The sequence below is a fragment of the Klebsiella ornithinolytica NBRC 105727 = ATCC 31898 genome (assembly GCF_001598295.1).
Taxonomy (GTDB): domain Bacteria; phylum Pseudomonadota; class Gammaproteobacteria; order Enterobacterales; family Enterobacteriaceae; genus Klebsiella; species Klebsiella ornithinolytica.
Window position 1 is genome coordinate 254,127 of record NZ_BCYR01000002.1, and the last position, 22,798, is coordinate 276,924.

The following is a 22,798-nucleotide window of genomic DNA, read 5'->3' on the forward strand; positions in this document are numbered from 1 at the left end:
GAAAGATCGAACAATGTCGATTTTATCCACAGATTATCCGAGTTCACTGGGCACATTTTGTCTAAAAATTCGATTTTCGTCGCACGTCAAGGCTGTAAATGGAAACAGTAGTGCCGCTTTTCCCCAGTTATCCCATTTTTCTGTGGATAACATGGTGTAAGATCCTGTTCATTGACAGTGACCAGTTCTGGAAAACCCGGTATCACTCTTTTCATAACGACAAAAAAATGAAAAAAAACCCATACGAATCATCAAATTGTCATAGTTACCCAGGAAAAGGTAAACTCTATCCACAACGCACTGAATTACAGTTCATTTTTTAACCAGAGGTTTTACCGTATGCCCGCCATCGCGCCGTTAACGTCCCCACCGCAAACCCAGCAGCAGCTCCTGGCCCAGGCGCAGGGGCTGGCAGGCTACTCGCTGGGCGAGCTGGCGGCGCTGGCGGGGATTCCCATTCCTCGCGATTTAAAACGCGATAAAGGATGGATCGGTATTCTGCTGGAGATTTGGCTGGGCGCCAGCGCCGGAAGTAAACCCGAGCAGGATTTCGCCGCGCTGGGCGTCGAGCTGAAGACCATTCCTGTCGATAGCCAGGGCCGTCCGCTGGAAACCACCTTTGTTTGCGTCGCCCCACTCACGGGTAACAGCGGCGTGACCTGGGAGAGCAGTCACGTGCGCCATAAGCTCAAACGCGTCCTGTGGGTGCCGGTGGAAGGGGATCGCGCCATTCCGCTGGCGGAACGCCGCGTCGGCGCCCCGCTGCTGTGGAGCCCCAATGAAGAAGAGGATCGCCAGCTGCGAATGGACTGGGAGGAGCTGATGGATCTGATCGTGCTCGGCCAGGTGGAACGCATCACCGCCCGTCATGGCGAGGTGCTGCAGCTGCGCCCGAAAGCCGCCAACAGCAAAGCGTTAACCGAGGCGATTGGCGCCCGCGGTGAGCCGATTCTCACGCTGCCGCGCGGCTTCTACCTGAAGAAGAATTTCACCGCCGCCCTGCTGGCCCGTCATTTTCTCCTCAGCCACGATTAATTTTTTGTTCTGCCTGCCAGGTTGCATATAATTGCGACTTTCTTTTTTGCAGGACTTTGAACAATGTTATTTGCATGGATAACCGATCCCAACGCCTGGCTGGCGCTCGGTACGCTGACGCTGCTGGAGATCGTGCTGGGGATCGATAATATTATTTTTCTCTCTCTGGTTGTTGCCAAACTGCCCACCGCCCAGCGTGCTCACGCAAGACGTATCGGGTTGATGGGCGCGATGCTGATGCGTCTGGGGCTGCTGGCCTCTATCGCCTGGGTCGTGAAGCTGACCAATCCGCTGTTTACCGTTTTCGACCATGCGATCTCGTTTCGCGATTTGATCTTACTGCTCGGCGGTCTGTTCCTGATCTGGAAGGCGAGTAAAGAGATCCACGAGTCGATCGAGGGCGAAGAGGAAGGGCTGAAAACCAACGTCCATTCATTTATGGGCGCCATCGTACAGATCATGGTGCTGGATATCATTTTCAGCCTCGACTCGGTCATTACCGCCGTTGGGCTGTCGGATCATCTGTTCATCATGATGGCTGCGGTGGTCATTGCCGTCGGCGTAATGATGTTCGCCGCCCGACCGATTGGCGACTTTGTTGACCGTCATCCATCGGTAAAAATGCTGGCCCTGTCGTTTCTGATTCTGGTCGGCTTTACCCTGATGCTGGAAAGCTTTGAGATACATATTCCGAAAGGCTACATCTACTTCGCGATGTTCTTTTCGATTGCCGTCGAAAGTCTTAACCTGCTGCGTAATAAAAAAAATCCGCTGTAACCCACAAAAATGCAGCCCAAACCTGGGCTGCAAACTTTTTTAAGACTTTACTGCTTTTTATGTCTCACAAATCAGGCTATTAATACACTGGTGTGAGGTGCGACCATTCAAGAGGTAATGACGATGAAAAAATGGGCAGTATTGATTTCCGCCGTAGGACTGGCGTTCTCGGTTTCCGGTTGCAGCAGCGATTACGTGATGGCGACAAAAGACGGACGCATGATCCTGACCGATGGTAAGCCAGCCGTTGATGATGATACCGGCCTCATCAGTTACGAAGATCAGCAGGGCAATAAAATGCAGATCAACCGCGACGATGTCTCGCAGATTATTAAACGTTAAGACTTTTCGTCGGCCAGCCGCCTGCCAGCACTTGCCTGGCGAGGCCGCCTTCTCCGACAGCGAACCCTCTTATTAAAGAGTCGGGATCCTCTGAAACCTCCGCGGCATCGCGTCTTCGGATTATGAAACCCCGGCTTTTTTGATTTTTTACTTCCTCTTTTTCTCCCCCTCTGCCATTTTGATACTCCTTTGTCGGGGGAACTCCTGACCTTGTTAATAAAAAAGGAAGCCGGCTATGCAGTATCACCGTATCCCACACAGTTCTCTTGAAATCAGCACGCTCGGGCTGGGCACTATGACTTTTGGTGAGCAGAATAGCGAGGCCGACGCGCACGAACAGCTCGACTACGCTGTCAGCCAGGGCATTAACCTGATTGATGTCGCTGAAATGTATCCCGTACCACCGCGCCCGGAGACCCAGGGGCTGACGGAAACCTACGTCGGCAACTGGCTGGCGAAACGCGGCAATCGCGAAAAGCTGATTATCGCCTCTAAAGTCAGCGGCCCTGCGCGTAACAACGACAGCAGCATTCGTCCGAACCATGCGCTGGATCGTAAAAACATCCGTGACGCGCTGCACGACAGCCTGAAGCGCCTGCAAACCGATTATCTCGATCTCTACCAGGTTCACTGGCCGCAGCGCCCGACCAACTGCTTTGGCAAACTAGGCTATAGCTGGACCGACTCCACGCCGGTTGTCACCCTGCTGGATACGCTTGAAGCGCTCACCGAATTCCAGCGGGCCGGTAAAATCCGCTATATCGGCGTCTCCAACGAAACGGCCTTTGGCGTTATGCGTTATCTTCACCTGGCGGATAAACACGACCTGCCGCGCATCGTCACCATCCAGAATCCCTACAGCCTGCTGAACCGCAGCTACGAAGTGGGTCTGGCGGAAGTCAGCCAGTATGAAGGCGTTGAGCTGCTGGCCTACTCCTGTCTGGCATTTGGCACCCTGACCGGCAAGTACCTTAACGGCGCAAAACCGGCCGGCGCGCGTAATACGCTCTTTAGCCGCTTCACGCGCTATAGCAGCGAGCAGTCGCAGAAAGCGGTAGCGGCCTATGTCGATATCGCCAGACGTCATAACCTCGACCCGGCGCAGATGGCGCTGGCCTTTGTCCGTCGTCAGCCGTTCGTCGCCAGCACCCTGCTGGGCGCCACCACGCTGGAGCAGCTTAAAACCAACGTGGAGAGCCTGCATCTTGAGCTGAGTGAAGCGGTATTAGCGGAAATTGAAGCGGTGCATCAGGTCTATACCTACCCGGCACCGTAAGCGTCGAACTCGCCCGGATAGCGGCTGACGCCTTATCCGGGTTACCACAGAGACGAAGCCATCGCCCGGCTGGCCTGATGCGAGCCGGGGATCCGCAGGTGACGCCGTAAACGGCCGACGCGAGCTACGACTGACGTCGGCCCCACAGCCACAGCGCGGCGATCGCCAGTGCAAACACCGCGCCAAAGCCAATCCCGACGCCAACTACCGGAATACCGATTCTCACCGCCAGCGAATAGAGCCCCAGCATCAGCAGCATGGCCACGTTTTCGCCGAGATTCTGCACTGCAATCGCATTACCTGCGCCAACGGTATGCTTCCCGCGCTCCTGCAGCAGCGCATTGAGCGGCACAATAAAGAAGCCGCCAAAGATACCGAGCAGCAGCAGCAGAGCAAATGCCGGTAACAGAGCGTGCTGTACGGCGAAGAGGATCACCGCGACGCCGATTAAAATCCCGGCAGGCATACAGCGAGAGACGGTTTGTAGGGTGACCAGCCTGGCCGCCGCGCCGGCGCCCAACACGATCCCGACGGCGACCATCGCATTGAGATAGGTCGGCATGGCGTTACTGGTGATGCCAAGCGCCGCCGGAACCCACAGCACCAGCAGGAAACGCAGCGTCACGCCGGCGCCCCAGAACAGGCTGGTTCCCATCAGGGAGAAACGTGTTTCGCCATTCCGCCAGAGTGTCTTACAAGCGCTAAAAAAGCTGTGGGTCATCGGCGTAAAACGCCATGACTGACCGGGACGCGCCGCCGGCAGCTTCGGGATCCACAGGTTGGCGATCACCGCCCCGCCGTACACCAGCGCGCAGATGGCCAGCGCGGCCAGCACATGCCAGTCGGCCAGAATGCCGCCGGCCATCGATCCCAGCAAAATCGCCGCAATGGTCGACGACTCCATCAAGCCGTTAGCTTTCACTAACTTATCTCCGGTGGTCAGCTCGCCAAGAATGCCGTATTTGGCCGGCGAATAGGCCGCCGCCCCCATCCCCACCAGGGTATAGCCGATAAACGGGTTCAAACCAAAACAGATGCAGCCTGCGCCAACCAGCTTCATGCCGTTGGCGACCATCATCACTCGCCCTTTGGCAAAGCTGTCGGCAAACTGGCCGACAAACGGCGCAAATAGTATGTAAGCACCTACAAACAACATCTGCATCACCGGCTGGCTCCAGTCCGGATAGAACTGCTGCTTCATCAGCGCCAGCGTGGCAAACAGCAGGGCATTATCGCCAAATGCCGAGAGGAACTGGGCGCAGATGACCGCCATCATTCCTTTTGAGTACAGCGAGGTGTTAGTGTGTACTGACTCACTCATCAGAATCTTCCATCTGCTCAACCATACTTTTAAGGGTGACAAAGTCCGGCTTGCCGCTGCCGAGAACCGGCAGCTGCTTCAGCCAGCGAATGTCGCGCGGTACCGCCAGCTCCGGTACACCATGTTCACGGGCGTAGCGCAGCAGTTTTTCACGGTTCAGTTCATTATCGGTGGTAAACAGCACCAGCGCCTCGCCTTTACCAGCATCTTGTTTAATCGCCGTGGCATGCATCTTGTCAGGTGAGACGCCCAGAGCAACCTGCTCAACCATTTCCAGTGACACCATTTCACCGGCGATTTTCGCGAAGCGCTTAGCACGTCCCTGAATGCGCACGTAGCCCTGCTCGTCAAAGGTGACGATATCCCCGGTGTCGTACCAGCCGCTTTCCATTTCGCCATGCTGATTTTCCGCCGTCGGCGCTTCCAGCACGCCCGGGTTCTCCACCCGCAGATAGCCGTTCATGATGTTCGGCCCTTTTAACTGCAGGCGGCCGCCCTCTTCAATACCCGGCATCGCCAGCAGGCGCGCATCCATCCCCGGCAGAATACGCCCGACGGTGCCCACCTTCGCCGCCATCGGAACGTTAATCGATACCACCGGCGCACATTCGGTGACGCCATAGCCTTCGAGAATGCGCAGGCCAAACTTATCCTGCCACAGTTGCTTTGTGCTCTCCTGAAGCTTTTCCGCCCCGGCGACCACGTAGCGAAGCCGATAGAAATCGTACGGGTTGGCAAAGCGCGCGTAGTTCGCGAGGAAGGTCGAGGTCCCAAACAGCACTGTACAGTTGCGGTCGTAAACCAGTTCCGGCACCACGCGGTAATGCAGCGGGCTGGGATAGAGGAACACTTCTGCACCGGTAAACAGCGGGGTCAGCAGGCCGACCGTCAGCCCAAAGGAGTGGAACAGCGGCAGCGCCGACATAAAACGGTCGTTGGCTGTAAAGTCGGCAATGGTTTTAATCTGCTCGACGTTGGCCAGAAGACTTTTATGACTATGCACGACCCCTTTCGGGTTGCCTTCGGAACCGGAGGTGAAGAGGATAATCGCCGCATCTTCCGGCTGCTGTTTGACCTGCGCCAGTTTCGGCGCCAGCAGATGGCCGAAGATCCACAGCTTATCGCCGGTCGTAACGTCGCCTTTCAGGTCTTCAAGAAAGACCCAACGCACCTGAGTAAGCTGCTCCGGCAGATGCCAGAGTTTGCCTTTATCAAGGAAGGTACGGGAGGTAAAAATCGTCTTGATTTCCGCGGCGCTAATCGCGCTACTCAGCCCTTTAACCCCGGCGGTGTAGTTCATCATCGCCGGAATACGCCCGCGGGCAATAGCGCCAAAAATGACCGCCGCGCTGATGCCGGCGTTGGGTAACATCAGGCCGATTTTTTCACCCTGAGCACTGTATTTTTCGAGGATGCGCGCCACAAAGAGGGTTTTGGTCAGCAGTTTGCGATAGGTATCGGGTTGAAAGTTAATGTCTTCCACACAGGGTTTTCGTGCGCCGAACCGATCCTGCGCCGCCAGCAGCGATTCATACAGCGTTTCCCGTGGACGCACCGCCATGCGCGCTTCCATCATGATCTGGTGCAGCATTTCCCCGGCAATTTTGCGGCGATCGCGGGCGCGGGGAGCCTGAGGCATTTCAATGCGAGTTGGCGGCAGCAAATGCAGCTGGATCCGAGGGAACAGACGACGTTTGACCAGCCCCTTGAGACGACTAAACGGGGTCAGCTCCGCGCCTTCGATACGTAGTGGGATAATGGTGGCCTGCGACTTTGCAGCCACAAACGCCGCCCCGTCATAGATTTTCATCAGCGAACCGCTGACCGAGATACGCCCTTCCGGGAAAATAACCACCGGACGCCCCTGTTCAATCAACCGCACCAGGTGTTTTATCGACATCGGTTTCGTCGGGTCGAGCGGGACAAAATCGATCAGCGGCGTCAGCACGCGCATAAACCAGCGCTGGCTGATAGAACTGTACACCGCAAAGACCGGTCGGACGGGCAGGAATAAGGCTAGCAAGATCCCATCGAGGAAAGAGACGTGATTCGGGGTGATCAACACCTTTTGTTGTTGCAAGGACTGCGTGTCGCCGGTCACTCTGACCCGATACAACCCTTTGAACAATAGCCTGAAAAATGCCAACAGCATAACAACTCCATGTGACCGGTTATTAAGTCATTGCAGGTTACACGAGAAGGCGGTTGAAAGCAGTGCGAGGAAGAATGTTTGGCAGAAAAAAAACCTGCGCATCTGCGCAGGCCGGTGCAAGATAATCAGTACGAAACGCGTACTTAAAAACTCACCTATCAATACCTCTGGGACCCTGATTGTCAGGTTTTTTGCCCCTGCCGCACCAGCGATAAAACGCAAGGGAATAAACCTAAGTGCAACCAGTTATTGCCATTTTCGCTATCTGTAACAGCGGCGAGCGGTGGACAGGAAGAGGGGGATCTGCTGCGGGGGCGAGAGCGTTTCACGGGAGCGGAACGCGACATCTTCCGCCTGCGGGCAAAAAAAAACCTGCGCATCTGCGCAGGCTGGTGTAATTAGAGTGGCCAACGTAACGTTAGCTCCACCTATCAATACCTCTGGGATAGCCAGAATATCAATGCAATGAACGGATAAACCAGCGAACATTCGCAACAGCTAATCGCAAAGTGTAAGCAAAGGTGTGAATGTTCCCGCCGCCGTTTCATTCGTCTGCGTCCCTGCGCTTGTCGCGGTGTAACTTTTTCACCATGAAGGCAAATCTGCATCACATTTGCGCGAAGCCAGGCGCCTCCAGCCTTGAATCTGCCGCACTTTCCCGTAACATAACCGGTATGTAAACGCTTACCCTATAAAAGGTCTGGTATGGCGACAATTAAGGATGTAGCCCGACTCGCTGGAGTGTCCGTCGCTACCGTATCCCGCGTGATCAACAACTCCCCCAAAGCCAGTGAAACCTCGCGCCAGTCGGTGACTGCGGCGATGGAAACGCTCAATTATCATCCCAATGCAAATGCGCGCGCGCTGGCGCAGCAGTCGACGGAAACCGTCGGTCTGGTGGTGGGCGACGTGTCCGATCCTTTCTTCGGCGCTATGGTCAAAGCCGTCGAGCAGGTGGCCTACAACACCGGTAACTTTTTGCTGATCGGCAACGGGTATCACAGCATTAAAAAAGAGCGCCAGGCAATTGAGCAGCTTATCCGCCATCGCTGCGCTGCGCTGGTGGTGCACGCGAAAATGATCCCTGACGACGAGCTCGCCGGGTTGATGAAACAGATCCCCGGCATGGTGCTGATCAACCGTATTCTGGCGGGTTTTGAACAGCGTTGTGTCGCCCTGGACGACCGCTACGGCGCCTGGCTGGCGACCCGTCATCTGATCCAACAGGGGCATACCCGTATCGGCTACCTCTGTTCCAACCACGCGATTTCTGATGCTGAAGATCGCCTGCAAGGCTATTACGCAGCGTTAACGGAGAGCGGTCTGCCCTGTAACGATCGGCTGGTGACCTTTGCCGAACCTGATGAAAGCGGCGGCGAACAGGCCATCACCGAACTCCTGGGACGCGGCAGGAATTTTACCGCTGTCGCCTGCTATAACGACTCGATGGCCGCCGGTGCGATGGGGGTGCTGAATGATAATGGTATCGACGTCCCGCGCGAGATTTCGCTGATTGGCTTCGATGATGTGCTGATCTCTCGCTACGTTCGCCCGCGCCTGACGACGGTGCGTTATCCCATCGTCACCATGGCAACCCAGGCCGCCGAACTGGCGCTGGCGCTGGCGGATCAGCGCCCGGCGCCTGAAATCACCCATTTATTCAGCCCGACGCTGGTTCGCCGTCACTCGGTAATGGCGCCATCGGAAAGCGATAAGTCGTAACGATACAGGCTGACGGCGGTGGCCGGGTAATCCAGCCCTTCACCAATATACTGCCAGCCAAAACGCTCATAAAAATCGCGGCAGGCGGAGTAGAGATACAGCTGCGGGTGCCCAAGCCGGCGGGCATAGTCGATCACATGCTGTTGCAGCTGTCCCGCGATTCCCCGTCCGCGCGCATCCGGGGCGACGTACAGCGCCGCCATCCACGGGAACAGATCCTGACGGCTGATTAAGTCGCAGCGCCACAGCCCCACCGTCCCTACAAGCGTCTCCCCCTCGACGGCGATAAAGGTGAGCGGCAGCGCCTCCGGCGTCTGGCTGTGGGCAACGAGAGTCGCAAAAAAAGGCAGCGGCAGCGTTTCGCCGCCAAAGGCCTGCCAGAGCCACATCGCCACCTGTTCGGCGTGCTGCGGCGCGGCGTATAAGGGCTGAATATGCATAACCGATCCCCTGCTGAAAAATCCTCTGGCTGCCAGTATACCGCGCCCGCAGCGACCGGTGGCGAGGACCTCAACGCGTGGAAGCGCCATTTTGCGGACACTTCCTGCAAAAAGCGTGATCGCGATAGTTCTTTGCGCCCGGTTGAGCGCATATCCCTCTGAATGTCTGTGATAAACTGCGGCTTATCACGTGAAATCAGGAATCGATGAATGGCTACAATGCTGGATGTCTCAATTCGCGCAGGCGTCTCTAAAGCGACGGTTTCCCGCGTGTTGAACGGCACAGGTCAGGTAAAAGAGAGCACCCGCCAACAGGTATTCAAAGCGATGGAAGAGCTGGGATACCGGCCAAACTTTCTCGCCCGTTCGTTGGCGAACCGCACCAGCAACAGTATCGGACTGGTGGTTTCTACCTTCGATGGTTTCTATTTTGGCCGCCTGCTACAACAGGCTTCACGCCAGACGGAAGCCTGGGGAAAACAGCTAATCGTCACCGACGGCCACGATGCTCCGGAACGCGAAGAAGAAGCGGTGCAGATGCTCGCCGACCGCCAGTGCGACGCAATCATTCTCTATACCCGCCACATGAGCGAAAAGAAGATCATGTCGCTGATCGAATCCATCGATATGCCGCTGGTGGTGATTAACCGCGACGTCAGCCTGGCGCGGGAACGCTGCGTGTTCTTCGAGCAGGAAGATGCGGCCTTTCAGGCGGTCAATTATCTGATTACGCAAGGGCACCGGGATATCGCCTGCATGACCGTGCCGATGCATACCCCCACGGGCAAAGCCCGTCTGCAGGGATACCGCAAGGCCCTGAAAAAGCATGGTATCGCGTGGGATCCGGCGAAAGTTAAATACGGTGATTCGACGATGACCCGCGGCTATGAGCTGTGCCGCGAGCTGCTTGATGAGAAAACAACGTTCAGCGCGCTGTTTTCATGTAACGATGATATGGCGCTGGGCGCCTCAAAAGCGCTGCATCAGGCGGGGCTGCGGATCCCGCAGGACGTTTCGCTGTTCGGCTTCGACGATGCCCCGAGCGCAAAATGGCTGGAACCCGGCCTGTCGACGGTCTATCTGCCGATCGATAATATGATCACCACCGCGATCGATCAGGCGATCAAGCTCGCCAACGACCAGCCGATCGAAACGATCCCGCCGTTCACCGGTACGCTGGTATTGCGTGAGTCGGTAACGACGGGGCCATATTTTTAGAACAGCTCTAAGGCCAGCAGCTCCTGAATCGTCTGCCGACGACGGATCAGCCGTGCGCTGCCGTTGTCGAACAGCACTTCCGGCAGCAGCGGACGGCTATTGTAGTTTGAGGACATTGACGCGCCATAAGCCCCCGTATCATGCAGCACCAGATAATCTCCCGGCGCGACTTCAGGCAGCAAACGCGTCTCCACCTTGCCCCCTTCCTGCTGAGTAAAGACGTCGCCCGATTCGCACAGCGGCCCGGCCACGACGGTGTCGATAAGCGGTGCGGCGCTCAGGTTGCGGCCATCCGCCGCCAGAGCGGTAATATGGTGATAGCTGCCGTACATTGACGGACGCATCAGATCGTTAAAACCGGCATCAATCAGGACAAAGTGGCGGCTTCCCATCTCTTTGACGCTACGTACCTGAGAGACCAGCACCCCGGATTCGGCCATCAGGAAGCGACCCGGTTCGATTTCCAGCTTCACCGGATGGCCGAGATGTCGGGCGATCTGCTCGCGCGCGGCGTTCCACAAGCCGTAGTAGTGATCGGTATCGATCGCCTCTTCACCTTCGTGATAAGGGATCGACAGTCCGCCGCCGGCGGAGATCGCCTGCAGATCCTGCCCAAACTCAACCACCTGACGCACCATCGCGCCGCAAACCTGTTCCAGGTGGCCATAATCAACCCCGGAGCCAATATGCATGTGGATCCCCACCAGCTGGAGCTGATAGCGACGCATCACTTCCAGCGCCGCCGGCAGATGGCTGTACCAGATCCCGTGTTTGCTGTTTTCGCCGCCGGTGTTGGTTTTTTGGCTGTGGCCGTGACCAAATCCCGGGTTGACGCGCAGCCAGACGCGATGGCCTGGAGAGACTTCCCCCAGCTGGCTCAGCATATCGACTGAACCGGCATTAACCGGAATCTGCAGGGCCTTGACGCGCTCCGGCGTCGCCTCGTCAATCAGGTCGGCGGTAAAAACGATATCTTCCGGGTGCTGCTGCGGGTCATACCCCGCCGCCAGCGCACGTTCAATCTCCCCGAGGGAGACGGAGTCCACCTTAACGCCCTGCTCACGCATCAGACGCAAAATATGGATATTGGAGCAGGCCTTCTGGGCAAAACGCACCACGTCGAACTGGCTGAGCTGGGCTATCTGGCGGCGGATAATCTGCGCGTCATAGACCCACACCGGGCAGCCAAACTCGGCAGGCAGACGGAGCAGGTTCTCGGCAGTCAGGTCGGTATCGGTAGCGTAAAGCGAGCGTGGCATAGTGAACTCCGGCGTTATTGTGTTGTGCGCGTTTTTTTATGATTACGCCATAGCCTGAAGAGAATAAAAAATATCGTTTTATCGTAACTCTATGCAAAAATGATATGGATACCGTCCATCCGCCGAGAGCCGCCATGCCTGCCGTCAATTTACGCCATATTGAAATCTTCCATGCGGTGATGACCACCGGCAACCTCACCGAGGCGGCGCGTCTGCTGAATACCTCTCAGCCGACCGTCAGTCGCGAGCTGGCGCGCTTTGAAAAGGTGATCGGGCTGAAGCTGTTTGAACGCACCCGCGGGCGTTTGCAGCCGACGGTGCAGGGGTTGCGGCTGTTTGAAGAGGTTCAGCGCTCCTGGTACGGACTGGACCGTATCGTCAGCGCCGCCGAGAGCCTGCGAGAGTTCCGTCAGGGCGAACTGTCTGTCGCCTGCCTGCCGGTGTTTTCTCAGTCGTTTTTGCCGCTGCTGCTGCAGCCCTTTCTGGCGCGCTATCCCGAGGTCAGCCTGCAGATTGTGCCGCAAGAGTCCCCCCTGCTGGAGGAGTGGCTCTCCGCCCAACGTCACGATCTCGGCCTGACGGAAACCCTGCACACGCCCGCCGGGACCGAACGCACGCCGCTGTTAACGCTCAACGAGGTCTGCGTGCTGCCGCAGAGCCACCCGCTTGCCAGCAAGCAGGAGCTGACTCCGGCCGATTTCCACGGTGAAAACTATATCAGCCTGTCGCGCACCGACAGCTATCGTCAGCTGCTTGATGCCCTGTTTGCCGAGCATCAGGTGAAGCGCCGGATGGTGGTGGAGACCCACAGCGCGGCCTCTGTTTGTGCGATGGTGCGGGCAGGCGTCGGGATCTCAGTCGTCAACCCGCTGACCGCCCTCGACTATGGCGAAAGCGGCGTGGCGGTGCGCCGCTTTAGCGTCGACGTACCGTTCACCGTCAGCCTGATCCGCCCGCTGCACCGCCCGGGCTCGGCGCTGGTCGAGACATTTATTCAGCACCTGCAGGGGAGCCTGCCGCGGATTCAGGGTCCGCTGGACGCGATGCTTAAGAGAGCATAAACGTCACCGCGTCCGCGGCGTGAATCGCGGCGGTATCGAACACCGGCAGCGGGCTGCTCTCCACCGGCACCAGCAGGCCAATCTCGGTACAGCCGAAAATGACCCCTTCTGCGCCCTGCTCCGCCAGCGCGTCAATCACCTGCAGGTAATAATCGCGGGAGTCGTCATTAAACGCGCCCAGGCACAGCTCATCAAAAATAATCCGGTTAATGCGTTCGCGATCGTCAGCTTCCGGAATCAGCGTCTCAATAGCAAACTGCGCCTGCAGGCGCCCACGATAAAAATCCTGCTCCATGGTATAGCGCGTTCCAAGCAGGGCAACCCGCTTTTGGCCTTTGGCGGTAATCGCCCGCCCGGTGGCATCGGCGATATGCAGGAACGGCACCTCACAGCGCGTTTCGATGGCCTGCGCCACTTTATGCATCGTGTTGGTACACAGAACAATCCCTTCCGCCCCCGCCTGCTGCAGGCCAACTGCCGCCTGCGCCAGCATCTCGCCGGCGCGATCCCAGTCTCCTGCGGACTGGCAGGCTTCGATCTCATGGAAATCGACGCTGTGCAGCAGCAGACTCGCCGAATGCAGGCCGCCTAAATGTGCTTTGATACCTTCGTTGATCAAACGGTAATAGGGAATGGTGGATTCCCAGCTCATGCCGCCCAACAGGCCAATCGTTTTCATCATCCGCTCCTGGTTATGCTTTGCTCCAGTGAAACAAACTTGTGATCAACTTTCCACTTCTCTTGTCGATCGTTTCTTTCCCGACGATTCTGCGATAAATTAAATGAAACATTGTTTCACTTAACTACAGGACTGCCGGATGTTTATTTTTCATAACGAGACCACCCTTGAAGATCTGGGCAATGGCGTGACCCGTCGTATTCTTGCGCACGGTGGCAACATGATGGCCGTAGAGGTCAATTTCGACGCCGGAGCCATCGGTCCAATGCATAATCACCCTCACGAACAGTTGACCTATGTGCTATCCGGCGAATTTGAGTTCACCATCGGAGAAGAGAAACGCGTGGTGCGCGCCGGAGATACGCTCTACAAAAAACCGCATATTATGCACGGCTGCATCTGTCTGAAGCCTGGCACCCTGCTGGATACCTTTACTCCCGTTCGTGAGGATTTCCTGTAAACCACGCTTCCCAGGGGCATATTCGTGATGCCCCCTTTCCCCACCCTTCCTTTCCGCCAGAATAATTTGTTAAAAAATATGTAACAGCAAAATGATTAGCCTGCCACTTATCTTGCTCATCCCTGCACAAGATCCCTTCTTCGGCACTATCTCCAGACACCTGTCAGCTCTGGAGAACGCTCGCCATCTCATTTTTTGAAACATCGTTTCGACTTCGATCACACTTCCGCTATGAATCGAATGACTCTGTAATAAATCGCAATAAAATAAAATTAAAACGGCGTTTTATAAAACTGAATCACCGGGCAAGTAAAAACCGAAACATTCAGGCTCAGCAGGGACGCTGCGAGCAAAAGCCCATAACAAACACAAAGTTAAAAAAGGAAGCCAACGCCAGCTGATACACCCGATACCGATTCACTTTCTGGCCGCGACCGGGCGCAGAAAACCACGACACCGAATCCGTTTTACAAACTCGTAAGCCAGGTAGGTATGTATGAATGAAAACAAGATGTTGGGATTGGCATGGATATCGCCCTATATCATCGGGCTGATAGTCTTTACCGCTTTTCCCTTTGTTTCATCTTTCTTTCTCAGTTTCACTGAGTACGATTTGATGAGCCCGCCGGTGTTTAACGGCATTGAAAACTATCGCTACATGTTGACCGAAGATGGCCTCTTCTGGAAATCCATGGGCGTGACCTTTGCCTACGTCTTTTTAACGATTCCGTTAAAACTGGCTTTCGCACTGGGTATTGCATTTGTCCTCAACTTTAAGCTGCGCGGTATCGGCTTTTTCCGCACCGCTTATTACATTCCGTCGATTCTCGGTAGCTCGGTCGCGATTGCCGTCCTGTGGCGCGCGCTGTTTGCTATCGACGGCCTGCTGAACAGCTTTATCGGCGTGCTGGGATTCGACCCGGTGAACTGGCTCGGCGAGCCGTCGCTGGCGCTGATGTCCGTCACTCTGCTGCGCGTCTGGCAGTTTGGTTCGGCGATGGTCATCTTCCTCGCCGCGTTGCAAAACGTCCCGCAGTCACAGTATGAAGCGGCGATGATCGACGGCGCCTCGAAGTGGCAGATGTTTATGAAGGTCACCGTGCCGCTGATTACGCCGGTCATCTTCTTCAACTTTATTATGCAGACCACCCAGGCGTTCCAGGAGTTTACCGGTCCGTACGTCATCACCGGCGGCGGCCCAACCTACTCCACCTATCTGTTCTCGCTCTATATCTACGACACCGCCTTTAAGTACTTCGATATGGGGTACGGCGCGGCGCTGGCGTGGGTGCTGTTCCTGGTGGTTGCGGTCTTTGCCGCCATCGCCTTTAAGTCATCGAAATATTGGGTGTTCTACTCCGCCGATAAAGGAGGCAAAAATGGCTGATATTCAACAAATCACCCCGGCAATGGAAATTGCGGAGCGCGAAGTTGCCCGCACCCTGCGCCGCGAAAAAGTCAGCCGGACAATCCGTTATGTCATCCTGCTGTTCGTCGGCCTGCTGATGCTTTACCCGCTGGTGTGGATGTTCTCGGCGTCGTTCAAACCGAACCATGAGATTTTCACCACCCTGAGCCTGTGGCCGGCCCACGCGACCTGGGACGGCTTTATTAACGGCTGGAAAACCGGCACCGAGTACAACTTCGGGCACTACATGCTGAACACCTTTAAGTATGTGATCCCGAAAGTCCTGCTGACCATTATCTCCTCCACTATCGTGGCCTACGGCTTTGCCCGCTTCGAAATCCCGTGGAAGAAATTCTGGTTCGCCACGCTCATCACCACCATGCTGCTGCCGAGCACCGTCCTGCTTATCCCGCAGTACCTGATGTTCCGTGAAATGGGCATGCTGAACAGCTATCTGCCGCTGTATCTGCCGCTGGCTTTCGCCACCCAGGGATTCTTCGTCTTCATGCTGATCCAGTTCCTGCGCGGCGTACCGCGCGATATGGAAGAGGCGGCGCAGATCGACGGCTGTAACTCTATTCAGGTGCTGTGGTACGTGGTGGTGCCGATCCTGAAACCGGCGATTATCTCGGTGGCGCTGTTCCAGTTTATGTGGTCAATGAACGACTTTATCGGCCCGCTGATTTACGTCTACAGCGTGGATAAATATCCGATCGCACTGGCGCTGAAAATGTCCATCGACGTCACGGAAGGCGCTCCGTGGAACGAAATTCTGGCAATGGCGAGTATCTCCATTCTGCCATCCATCATCGTGTTCTTCCTGGCACAACGCTACTTCGTACAGGGCGTTACCAGCAGCGGAATCAAAGGTTAAGAGGGAAATATCATGGCTGAAGTTATTTTCAACAAACTGGAAAAAGTTTACTCCAACGGCTTCAAAGCGGTACATGCTATCGACCTGAAAATCGCGGACGGGGAGTTTATGGTGATCGTCGGGCCATCCGGCTGTGCGAAATCCACCACCCTGCGTATGCTGGCGGGACTGGAAACCATCAGCGGCGGCGAAGTGCGTATCGGCGAGAAGATCGTCAACAACCTCGCGCCAAAATCACGCGGTATTGCGATGGTGTTCCAGAACTATGCGCTCTACCCACACATGACGGTGCGTGAGAATCTGGCTTTTGGTCTCAAGCTGAGCAAGCTGCCGAAAGATCAGATTGATGCCCAGGTTAACGAAGCGGCCAAAATCCTCGAGCTGGAAGAGCTGCTCGACCGTCTGCCGCGCCAGCTTTCCGGCGGTCAGGCCCAGCGCGTGGCGGTTGGCCGCGCGATTGTCAAAAAACCGGATGTGTTCCTGTTTGATGAACCGCTCTCTAACCTTGATGCCAAGCTGCGCGCCTCGATGCGTATCCGCATTTCCGATCTGCACAAGCAGCTGAAGAAATCCGGCAAGCCGGCGACCACCGTGTACGTCACCCACGACCAGACCGAAGCGATGACCATGGGCGATCGGATCTGCGTCATGAAGCTCGGGCATATCATGCAGGTCGATACTCCGGACAACCTGTATCACAAACCGAAAAACATGTTCGTGGCCGGCTTTATCGGCGCCCCGGAGATGAATATTCGCCCCAGCAAACTGGTTGAACAGGCCGGGCGCCTGCACCTGACTATCGGCGATGAGCTGCTGCCGTTAAGCGCAGCCCTGCAGGATAAAGTCGCCAGCCATAAAAACCAGCCGCTGTTCTACGGCGTCCGCCCGGAGTTTGTCGCCATCGCCGATGAACCGTTCGCCGAAGGCGGCTGCTCGGGCGAAATGGTGCGGGTCGAGAACATGGGGCACGAGTTTTTCGTCTACCTGAAAGTCGCCGACTATGAACTGACCGCCCGCGTCCCTTCTGACGAAGCGAAGCCGATGATTGAAAAAGGGTTGCATCGCAAGGTGTGGTTCAAATTCGACATGAATAAGTGCCATCTCTTTGATGCCGCCACCGAACAGAATATCTCTCTGTAATCACTGGAGTATTAAAATGAAAAAAGTGCTTTTAAGCGCCGCAATCTCCGCCACTCTGGGCCTTACCGCGTTACCGTCTCTGGCAAAGGATGTCGATCTGCGTATGTCATGGTGGGGCGGCAACGGCCGCCATCAGGTCACCCTGAAAGCGCTGGAGGAGTTTCATAAACAGAATCCGGACATCAACGTTAAAGCCGAATATACCGGCTGGGACGGCCATCTTTCGCGCCTGACCACCCAAATCGCCGGGGGAACCGAGCCGGACGTGATGCAGACAAACTGGAACTGGCTGCCGATCTTCTCGAAGAACGGTGAGGGTTTCTACGATCTGAACAAAATGAAGGATGTCATCGACCTCAGCCAGTTCGATGCCAAAGAGCTGCAGTCCACCACGGTCAATGGCAAACTCAACGGTATCCCGATTTCCGTTACCGCCAGGGTGTTCTACTTTAACGACGAAACCTGGAAAAAAGCCGGCGTCACCTTCCCGAAAACCTGGGATGAGCTGATGGCGGCGGGCAAAACCTTTGAGAGCAAGCTGGGTAAGCAGTATTACCCGGTGGTGCTGGAGCATCAGGACACCCTGGCGCTGCTGAACTCTTACATGATTCAGAAGTACAACCAGCCGGCTATCGACGAGAAAACGAAGAAATTCTCCTACAGCAAAGAACAGTGGGTCGAATTCTTCCAGATGTACAAAAAGCTCATCGACAGCCACGTGATGCCGGACACCAAATACTATGCCTCGTTCGGCAAGAGCAACATGTATGAGATGAAGCCGTGGATTCAGGGCGAATGGGCGGGGACATATATGTGGAACTCCACCATCAACAAATACTCCGACAACCTGAAGCCGCCGGCGAAGCTGGCGCTGGGCGACTACCCGATGCTACCGGGCGCCACCGATGCCGGCCTGTTCTTTAAACCGGCGCAGATGCTCTCCATCGGCAAATCGACGAAAAATCCGGAAGCGGCGGCGAAAGTGATTAACTTCCTGCTGAACAGCAAAGAGGGCGTGGATACGCTGGGCCTTGAGCGCGGCGTGCCGTTAAGCAAAGTGGCGGTGAAATACCTGACCGAAGACGGCACGATCAAAACCGACGATCCGGCCGTATCCGGGCTGAAGCTGGCGCAGTCGCTGCCGACAAAACTCTCGGTATCGCCTTACTTTGATGACCCGCAGATTGTTGCCCAGTTTGGCACGTCGCTGCAGTACATCGACTACGGACAGAAAAGCGTAGAAGAGACGGCCGCCGACTTCCAGCGCCAGTCCGATCGTATTCTGAAACGCGCCATGCGCTAACGGTCGATCATTCTCTCTGCCCTGCAGCCTCGGCTGCGGGGCATTTTTTCGTCAGGAGCGAGTCATGAAAGGCAAAATCATCCCGCTGAATTTCCGTACCACGGAAGACAGCGTAACCGGCCGCCAGGTGATCCGGATGACGCCCCCGCACGTTATCTGCCACCGTAACTACTTCTATCAAAAGTGCTTTACCCGGGATGGCAGCAAACTTATTTTCGGCGGCGGATTCGAGGGCCACTGGAACTACTATTTACTCGATCTGGCCGCGCAGCAGGCCATACAGCTGACCGACGGGCCGGGCGATAATACCTTCGGCGGTTTTCTATCCGACGACGACCGCACGCTGTGGTATGTGAAAAACAATCGGCAGCTGCGCCGCGTGGATCTGGCGACGCGGGAAGAGCAGGTGGTTTACACAGTGGATGACGACTGGGTCGCCTATGGTACCTGGGTGGCAAACAGCGATTGCAGCAAACTGGTCGGCATCGAGATAAAAAAAAGCGACTGGCGGCCACTGACCGACTGGAGTAAATTCCGCGCCTTTTATTTTACCCAACCCGAATGCCGCCTGATCAATATCGACCTGCATAGCGGCGAGCGCCGCGTTGTCCTGCAGGAGAAACGCTGGCTGGGCCATCCGATTTACCGGCCGTTTGATGACCAGACCATCGCGTTCTGCCACGAAGGACCGCGTGATGCTATCGACGCCAGGATGTGGCTTATCAACGCTGACGGCAGCAATATGCGCAACGTTCGCCAGCACCAGCCGGGAGAGAGTTTCACCCATGAGTTCTGGGTGCCGGATGGCTCTGCGCTCTATTACGTCGCCCACCGGGAAAACGATCCGCATCGCTATCTCTACCGTGCCGACCCCACCACCCTGGATAATCGTCAGCTGCTGACCATTCCTCCCTGCTCGCACCTGATGAGTAACTACGATGGTTCGCTGGTCGTCGGCGATGGCGCACCGCATCATACCGGCGATATTCAGCTGAACGATCCGTTTATCTGGGTATTTGACGTGCAGTCCGGTACGCAGCGGGCCATTTGTCGCCACGACTCCAGCTGGAAAGTGCTCGACGGCGATCGTCAGGTCACCCACCCGCATCCGTCATTTTCGCCGGATGATCGCTGGGTGCTGTTTACCTCCGATAAAGAAGGGATGCCGGCGCTGTATCTGGCGGAGGTGTAGTCATTCGGCAACCTCCCCCGGCTCGCGCGGTGCCTGGCCGGGCGCCAGGTTCACAGCCGTCTGCGGTCCGGTAGCCCCGGGGAAGGCGTTTGAGCCCCCCCGGGGAAACCTGTCAGAAGAAATATTTAAACCGTACCCGCGCGCCGTAGCGTTCATCGGTATTGCCGCTTTTCGCCGCCGATGAATCCAGCCATGACGCATACGCGCCGAGATAAATATTAAAGTTCGGCATATCCATAATATTCGGCAGTTGCCATGACGTATGAATGGTGTGGATATCATAGCGACCCGGCGTCAGAATCGCGCAGTCGCCATCGCACTCCGCGCTCACGCCGGACATATTGAACTTGTCGATTTTGTTATGCGCATAGATATAGCCCAGCTCTACACGATGCCATAATGCGTTGATACCGGCGCTGAAATCTTTCTCATCCGCCGCATCAAGATAGGCGGTACTCAGATTCACCGCGGCCCCATTTTCGGCATCGGTTTTCAGCGTGTTCCAGCTCATGGTCATCCCGTAACCGGTACGATTTGACTGGTCGACCCAGCCTCCCCCCGTTTTTTCATAGCCGTAAGCGTTATTAACGAGGTTGCTCTCCATTGCCGCCGCCACCGACCAGGCGCCGGACTGCCAGGCCGCGACCGGACGCACGTACACCACGTTTTTACGGTTATCCAGCGCGTTGCCGTGATAGTTCCGATCGACAAACAGCGAGCTGCCGTCCTCCACCAGCGTATTCACCTCAAAATACCAGTTATCGATATTTTTACTGAGCAGGAAGCTGCCGCCGCTGCTGCTGCGCCCGCGTCCCTCTTTCATCATATAGATATAGCCGTAGCCGTCGCTATACAGATCGTTGGCCGTATTACCGGAATATTCAATAAAGGTATCCTGATTCAGCGGGAACATATCGTAGGCCTCAAAGCGGCCGATTTTAATTTTCCAGTCATGCTCCTGTCCAAAGAAAAAGGCCGCATCATCGAGATTCATTTTTCCATTCATATCCGCCAGCGGCTGCACGCTGAACCCGGCATATTTTCCGTTAGCCCCCTTGCGTAATCCATCAAAGCCCAGAAGAATGCGCCCGTTAATATCCCAGCGTTCTTTATCTCCCGGCGCCCAGTTTTTATTCGCGCTGGTTTTCACCGACGTCAGGCTACCGGTACGGCTGGCACCGTCCATATTAAACTCAACGTCGCCATAGAATTTTAATTCGCCATAATCATTAAGCTGTAAAGTCGGTTTAGCCGGTGCGGCGCTGACCACCGTCGCTGGCGTTTCCTGGCCTTTCAGCGCCCGGATTTCCGCCTCCGCGCTGGCCGCCCGCTGTTCGGTCGCCTTTAGTCGTTGCTCCATTTGCGCCAGCCGCTCCTCAAGGGATAACGGCGCCTGTGCATTAGCCAGAGGGGTAAATAAAGACGTCAGAACACACCCGACCCAGATTTTATTCATCGGAAAACCCTTTATTAAAATGAAGTTTTTTACCCTCAATAATTCAAGTGACAGGCAGGCGGCGACGCAGTGAGTCCCCTGGCGCTTACTCGCGTAAGTGACGGGGGCGCGAGGAAAGCCAACGCACATGTAACTTGAAGTATGACGGGTATTTTTATTTATGGGCAAAGCACGACGATAATGACAATAATAACCCGCCCATCGTCGAAGACGGGTTATTAACGACCATGCAATAAAATTTATTCCAGCTGCCAGGCTCCTGCTTCAGTTAAAGACGCCAAACCGTTCCAGGCAAATAAAGATAATTCACGGCGAGCGGCATCCGGATATATACGGCTACTAAGACAGGCCTCTCCGTCATTAACAAACACTTCAACGGAAGAGCTATCGAAGAATACCCGCAGTTTCAGATCGGCCCCCTCGTGCAACGGTACGCTGCGCGTGCCGCACAGACCGTACTGCGGGTAGTTCCGCTCCAGCACCAGGCGTTGCATCTGCGCATCAACGTAGACCCGCAGCCCCTCGCCGAAGCTCAGTCCATACTGTTCTGCCGTACTGCCTGCGCAGTCCCAGTGCAGGATCACCTCCATCGCCTCACCGTTTTCCGCCATCAGCGACCGTTGGTTTTTCAGCGTGCTGACCGGCCACGGGAACCAGGCTCTGCGCAGGCACTCCACCTCTTTCGCCGGACGCATCTGCAGACGATTATCGGCGCTCAGCGTCAGCTCACGCGGCAGAGAGAGCATGCCAGCCCAGCCGTCCTGCTGTTCCGGCAGCGGTGACTCCCACATGTCCAGCCAGCCGATAACGATGCGGCGACCGTCGGGCGTCAGGAAACTCTGCGGGGCATAAAAATCATGGCCATGGTCCATCTCAACAAATTCACCTTCCCGGACAAACGGCTGCCCGGGCTGCCAGTCGCCGAGCAGATAGCCGCTCTGGAATAAATTGCGGTTCTGATAGCCCTGTGCCGCCATCCCCTGCGGTGAAAACATCAGTACTCGCTTGCCGCCGAGCGTGAAGAAGTCGGGGCATTCCCACATGTAGCCCATCTTATCTTCGGCTTCATCAAGGATCCCTTCGTCATGCCACTGGCGCAGATCGGCGGATCGATACAACCGCACCTGGCCGGTATCACCGACGCGGGCACCGACGATCATGTACCAGCTATCCCCTTCGCGCCACACTTTCGGGTCGCGGAAGTGGTGCAGGCCCGGCGGGGTATCCAGCACCATGCCCTGGCGTTCAAAATGAATGCCGTCGCGACTGGTGGCCAGACACTGCACCTGATAGAGGTTCTCTTCGTCGCTGGGATCGCCGTGGAATTTATGCCCGGTATAGATCAGTGCCAGCGTATCGCCGTCCACCACGGCCGAGCCGGAGAAGCAGCCATCTTTATCCTCCGGCCCTTCCGGCGCCAGCGCCACCGGCAGGTGTTCCCAATGGACTAAATCCTTGCTGCGCGCATGACCCCAGTGCATCGGCCCCCACTGCGTGGAGTAAGGATGGTGCTGATAAAAGGCGTGATACCAGCCGTCAAACCAGACCAGACCATTGGGATCGTTGATCCAGCCCGCACGAGCGGCGAGATGGTAGCGTGGGTACCAGCGCAGGTTTAACGTCTCGCGTTTCGCCTGCAGTTCCTGTTCAGCGTTAGCAACGGTGTACATCATATTCTTCACT

Annotated in this window: 20 protein-coding genes and 1 pseudogene; 14 read left to right on the top strand and 7 right to left on the bottom strand. The window is 56.2% G+C overall.

The genetic code is table 11. The features are described from left to right. Positions 1-98: 98 nt before the first annotated feature. From ROR01S_RS27455 to ROR01S_RS05180, 5 genes and pseudogenes are all read left to right on the top strand, one after another. Positions 99-251, top strand: a pseudogene (locus ROR01S_RS27455) (hypothetical protein); the annotation flags it as partial. 88 nt (positions 252-339) lie between these two features. Continuing rightward, entirely contained in the window at positions 340-1,035 is a 696-nt protein-coding gene (gene mutH / locus ROR01S_RS05165) for a DNA mismatch repair endonuclease MutH (RefSeq protein ID WP_004867110.1), read from the top strand. A gap of 63 nt (positions 1,036-1,098) precedes the next feature. Beyond that, positions 1,099-1,812: a TerC family protein gene (locus ROR01S_RS05170; RefSeq protein ID WP_004867113.1), complete on the top strand. Its 714-nt coding sequence runs from the start codon at positions 1,099-1,101 to the stop codon at positions 1,810-1,812. Between the two features lie 123 nt (positions 1,813-1,935). Then, positions 1,936-2,154 carry a YgdI/YgdR family lipoprotein gene (locus tag ROR01S_RS05175; RefSeq protein WP_004867116.1) on the top strand — a complete coding sequence of 73 codons (219 nt, stop codon included), beginning with the start codon at positions 1,936-1,938 and terminating at the stop codon, positions 2,152-2,154. Positions 2,155-2,389: 235 nt separating this feature from the next. Then, a complete protein-coding gene (locus tag ROR01S_RS05180; protein WP_004867120.1) occupies positions 2,390-3,430 on the top strand; it encodes an NADP(H)-dependent aldo-keto reductase in 1,041 nt (346 codons plus the stop codon). Positions 3,431-3,554: 124 nt separating this feature from the next. On the opposite strand, the gene lplT is transcribed toward ROR01S_RS05180, so the two are convergent. Both lplT and aas read right to left on the bottom strand, forming a co-directional pair. Beyond that, the gene (gene lplT, locus ROR01S_RS05185) at positions 3,555-4,751 is read right to left on the bottom strand and encodes a lysophospholipid transporter LplT (protein WP_015585838.1); all 1,197 of its coding nucleotides are present in this window, start codon (positions 4,749-4,751) and stop codon (positions 3,555-3,557) included. Beyond that, entirely contained in the window at positions 4,744-6,903 is a 2,160-nt protein-coding gene (gene aas / locus ROR01S_RS05190; protein WP_064359173.1) for a bifunctional acyl-ACP--phospholipid O-acyltransferase/long-chain-fatty-acid--ACP ligase, read from the bottom strand. Before aas ends, lplT begins: the two co-directional genes overlap by 8 nt. A 705-nt stretch (positions 6,904-7,608) precedes the next feature. On the opposite strand from aas, the gene galR reads away from it, so the two are divergent. Then, a complete protein-coding gene (galR, locus tag ROR01S_RS05195) occupies positions 7,609-8,625 on the top strand; it encodes an HTH-type transcriptional regulator GalR (protein WP_004867133.1) in 1,017 nt (338 codons plus the stop codon). On the opposite strand, the gene ROR01S_RS05200 is transcribed toward galR, so the two are convergent. Continuing rightward, positions 8,586-9,065, bottom strand: coding sequence for a GNAT family N-acetyltransferase (locus tag ROR01S_RS05200; RefSeq protein WP_004867136.1), 480 nt, complete (start codon positions 9,063-9,065; stop codon positions 8,586-8,588). The genes galR and ROR01S_RS05200 overlap by 40 nt on opposite strands. A 219-nt stretch (positions 9,066-9,284) precedes the next feature. Here ROR01S_RS05200 and ROR01S_RS05205 point away from each other — a divergent pair, with 219 nt between their 5' ends. Beyond that, positions 9,285-10,283 (top strand): LacI family DNA-binding transcriptional regulator, encoded by a 999-nt coding sequence (locus ROR01S_RS05205; protein ID WP_160873358.1) that lies wholly within the window; start codon positions 9,285-9,287, stop codon positions 10,281-10,283. On the opposite strand, the gene lysA is transcribed toward ROR01S_RS05205, so the two are convergent. Next, positions 10,280-11,542 carry a diaminopimelate decarboxylase gene (gene lysA / locus ROR01S_RS05210; RefSeq protein ID WP_064359174.1) on the bottom strand — a complete coding sequence of 421 codons (1,263 nt, stop codon included), beginning with the start codon at positions 11,540-11,542 and terminating at the stop codon, positions 10,280-10,282. The genes ROR01S_RS05205 and lysA overlap by 4 nt on opposite strands. A gap of 134 nt (positions 11,543-11,676) precedes the next feature. Between lysA and ROR01S_RS05215 the strand changes: the two genes are divergently transcribed. After that, positions 11,677-12,603, top strand: a complete 927-nt coding sequence (locus ROR01S_RS05215; protein WP_004867147.1) for a LysR family transcriptional regulator — start codon at positions 11,677-11,679, stop codon at positions 12,601-12,603. On the opposite strand, the gene ROR01S_RS05220 is transcribed toward ROR01S_RS05215, so the two are convergent. Beyond that, positions 12,590-13,282 (bottom strand): aspartate/glutamate racemase, encoded by a 693-nt coding sequence (locus ROR01S_RS05220; protein ID WP_004867150.1) that lies wholly within the window; start codon positions 13,280-13,282, stop codon positions 12,590-12,592. The genes ROR01S_RS05215 and ROR01S_RS05220 overlap by 14 nt on opposite strands. 139 nt (positions 13,283-13,421) lie before the next feature. On the opposite strand from ROR01S_RS05220, the gene ROR01S_RS05225 reads away from it, so the two are divergent. From ROR01S_RS05225 to ROR01S_RS05250, 6 genes are all read left to right on the top strand, one after another. After that, positions 13,422-13,742, top strand: a complete 321-nt coding sequence (locus ROR01S_RS05225; protein ID WP_004867153.1) for a cupin domain-containing protein — start codon at positions 13,422-13,424, stop codon at positions 13,740-13,742. A gap of 496 nt (positions 13,743-14,238) precedes the next feature. Beyond that, entirely contained in the window at positions 14,239-15,129 is an 891-nt protein-coding gene (locus ROR01S_RS05230; RefSeq protein ID WP_004115132.1) for a carbohydrate ABC transporter permease, read from the top strand. Continuing rightward, a complete protein-coding gene (locus tag ROR01S_RS05235) occupies positions 15,122-16,024 on the top strand; it encodes a carbohydrate ABC transporter permease (protein ID WP_004867156.1) in 903 nt (300 codons plus the stop codon). Before ROR01S_RS05230 ends, ROR01S_RS05235 begins: the two co-directional genes overlap by 8 nt. 12 nt (positions 16,025-16,036) lie before the next feature. After that, complete coding sequence (locus ROR01S_RS05240; protein ID WP_004867159.1) at positions 16,037-17,164, top strand: ABC transporter ATP-binding protein; 1,128 nt, start codon at positions 16,037-16,039, stop codon at positions 17,162-17,164. A gap of 16 nt (positions 17,165-17,180) precedes the next feature. Further along, complete coding sequence (locus ROR01S_RS05245) at positions 17,181-18,467, top strand: ABC transporter substrate-binding protein (protein ID WP_015585833.1); 1,287 nt, start codon at positions 17,181-17,183, stop codon at positions 18,465-18,467. A 64-nt stretch (positions 18,468-18,531) separates the two neighbouring features. Continuing rightward, positions 18,532-19,659, top strand: coding sequence for an oligogalacturonate lyase family protein (locus tag ROR01S_RS05250; RefSeq protein WP_064359175.1), 1,128 nt, complete (start codon positions 18,532-18,534; stop codon positions 19,657-19,659). A gap of 112 nt (positions 19,660-19,771) precedes the next feature. On the opposite strand, the gene ROR01S_RS05255 is transcribed toward ROR01S_RS05250, so the two are convergent. Together ROR01S_RS05255 and ROR01S_RS05260 are read right to left on the bottom strand one after the other, a co-directional pair. After that, positions 19,772-21,115 (bottom strand): carbohydrate porin, encoded by a 1,344-nt coding sequence (locus ROR01S_RS05255; protein ID WP_054829046.1) that lies wholly within the window; start codon positions 21,113-21,115, stop codon positions 19,772-19,774. A 239-nt stretch (positions 21,116-21,354) separates the two neighbouring features. After that, positions 21,355-22,788: a glycoside hydrolase family 32 protein gene (locus tag ROR01S_RS05260; RefSeq protein WP_004867174.1), complete on the bottom strand. Its 1,434-nt coding sequence runs from the start codon at positions 22,786-22,788 to the stop codon at positions 21,355-21,357. Positions 22,789-22,798: the final 10 nt, after the last annotated feature.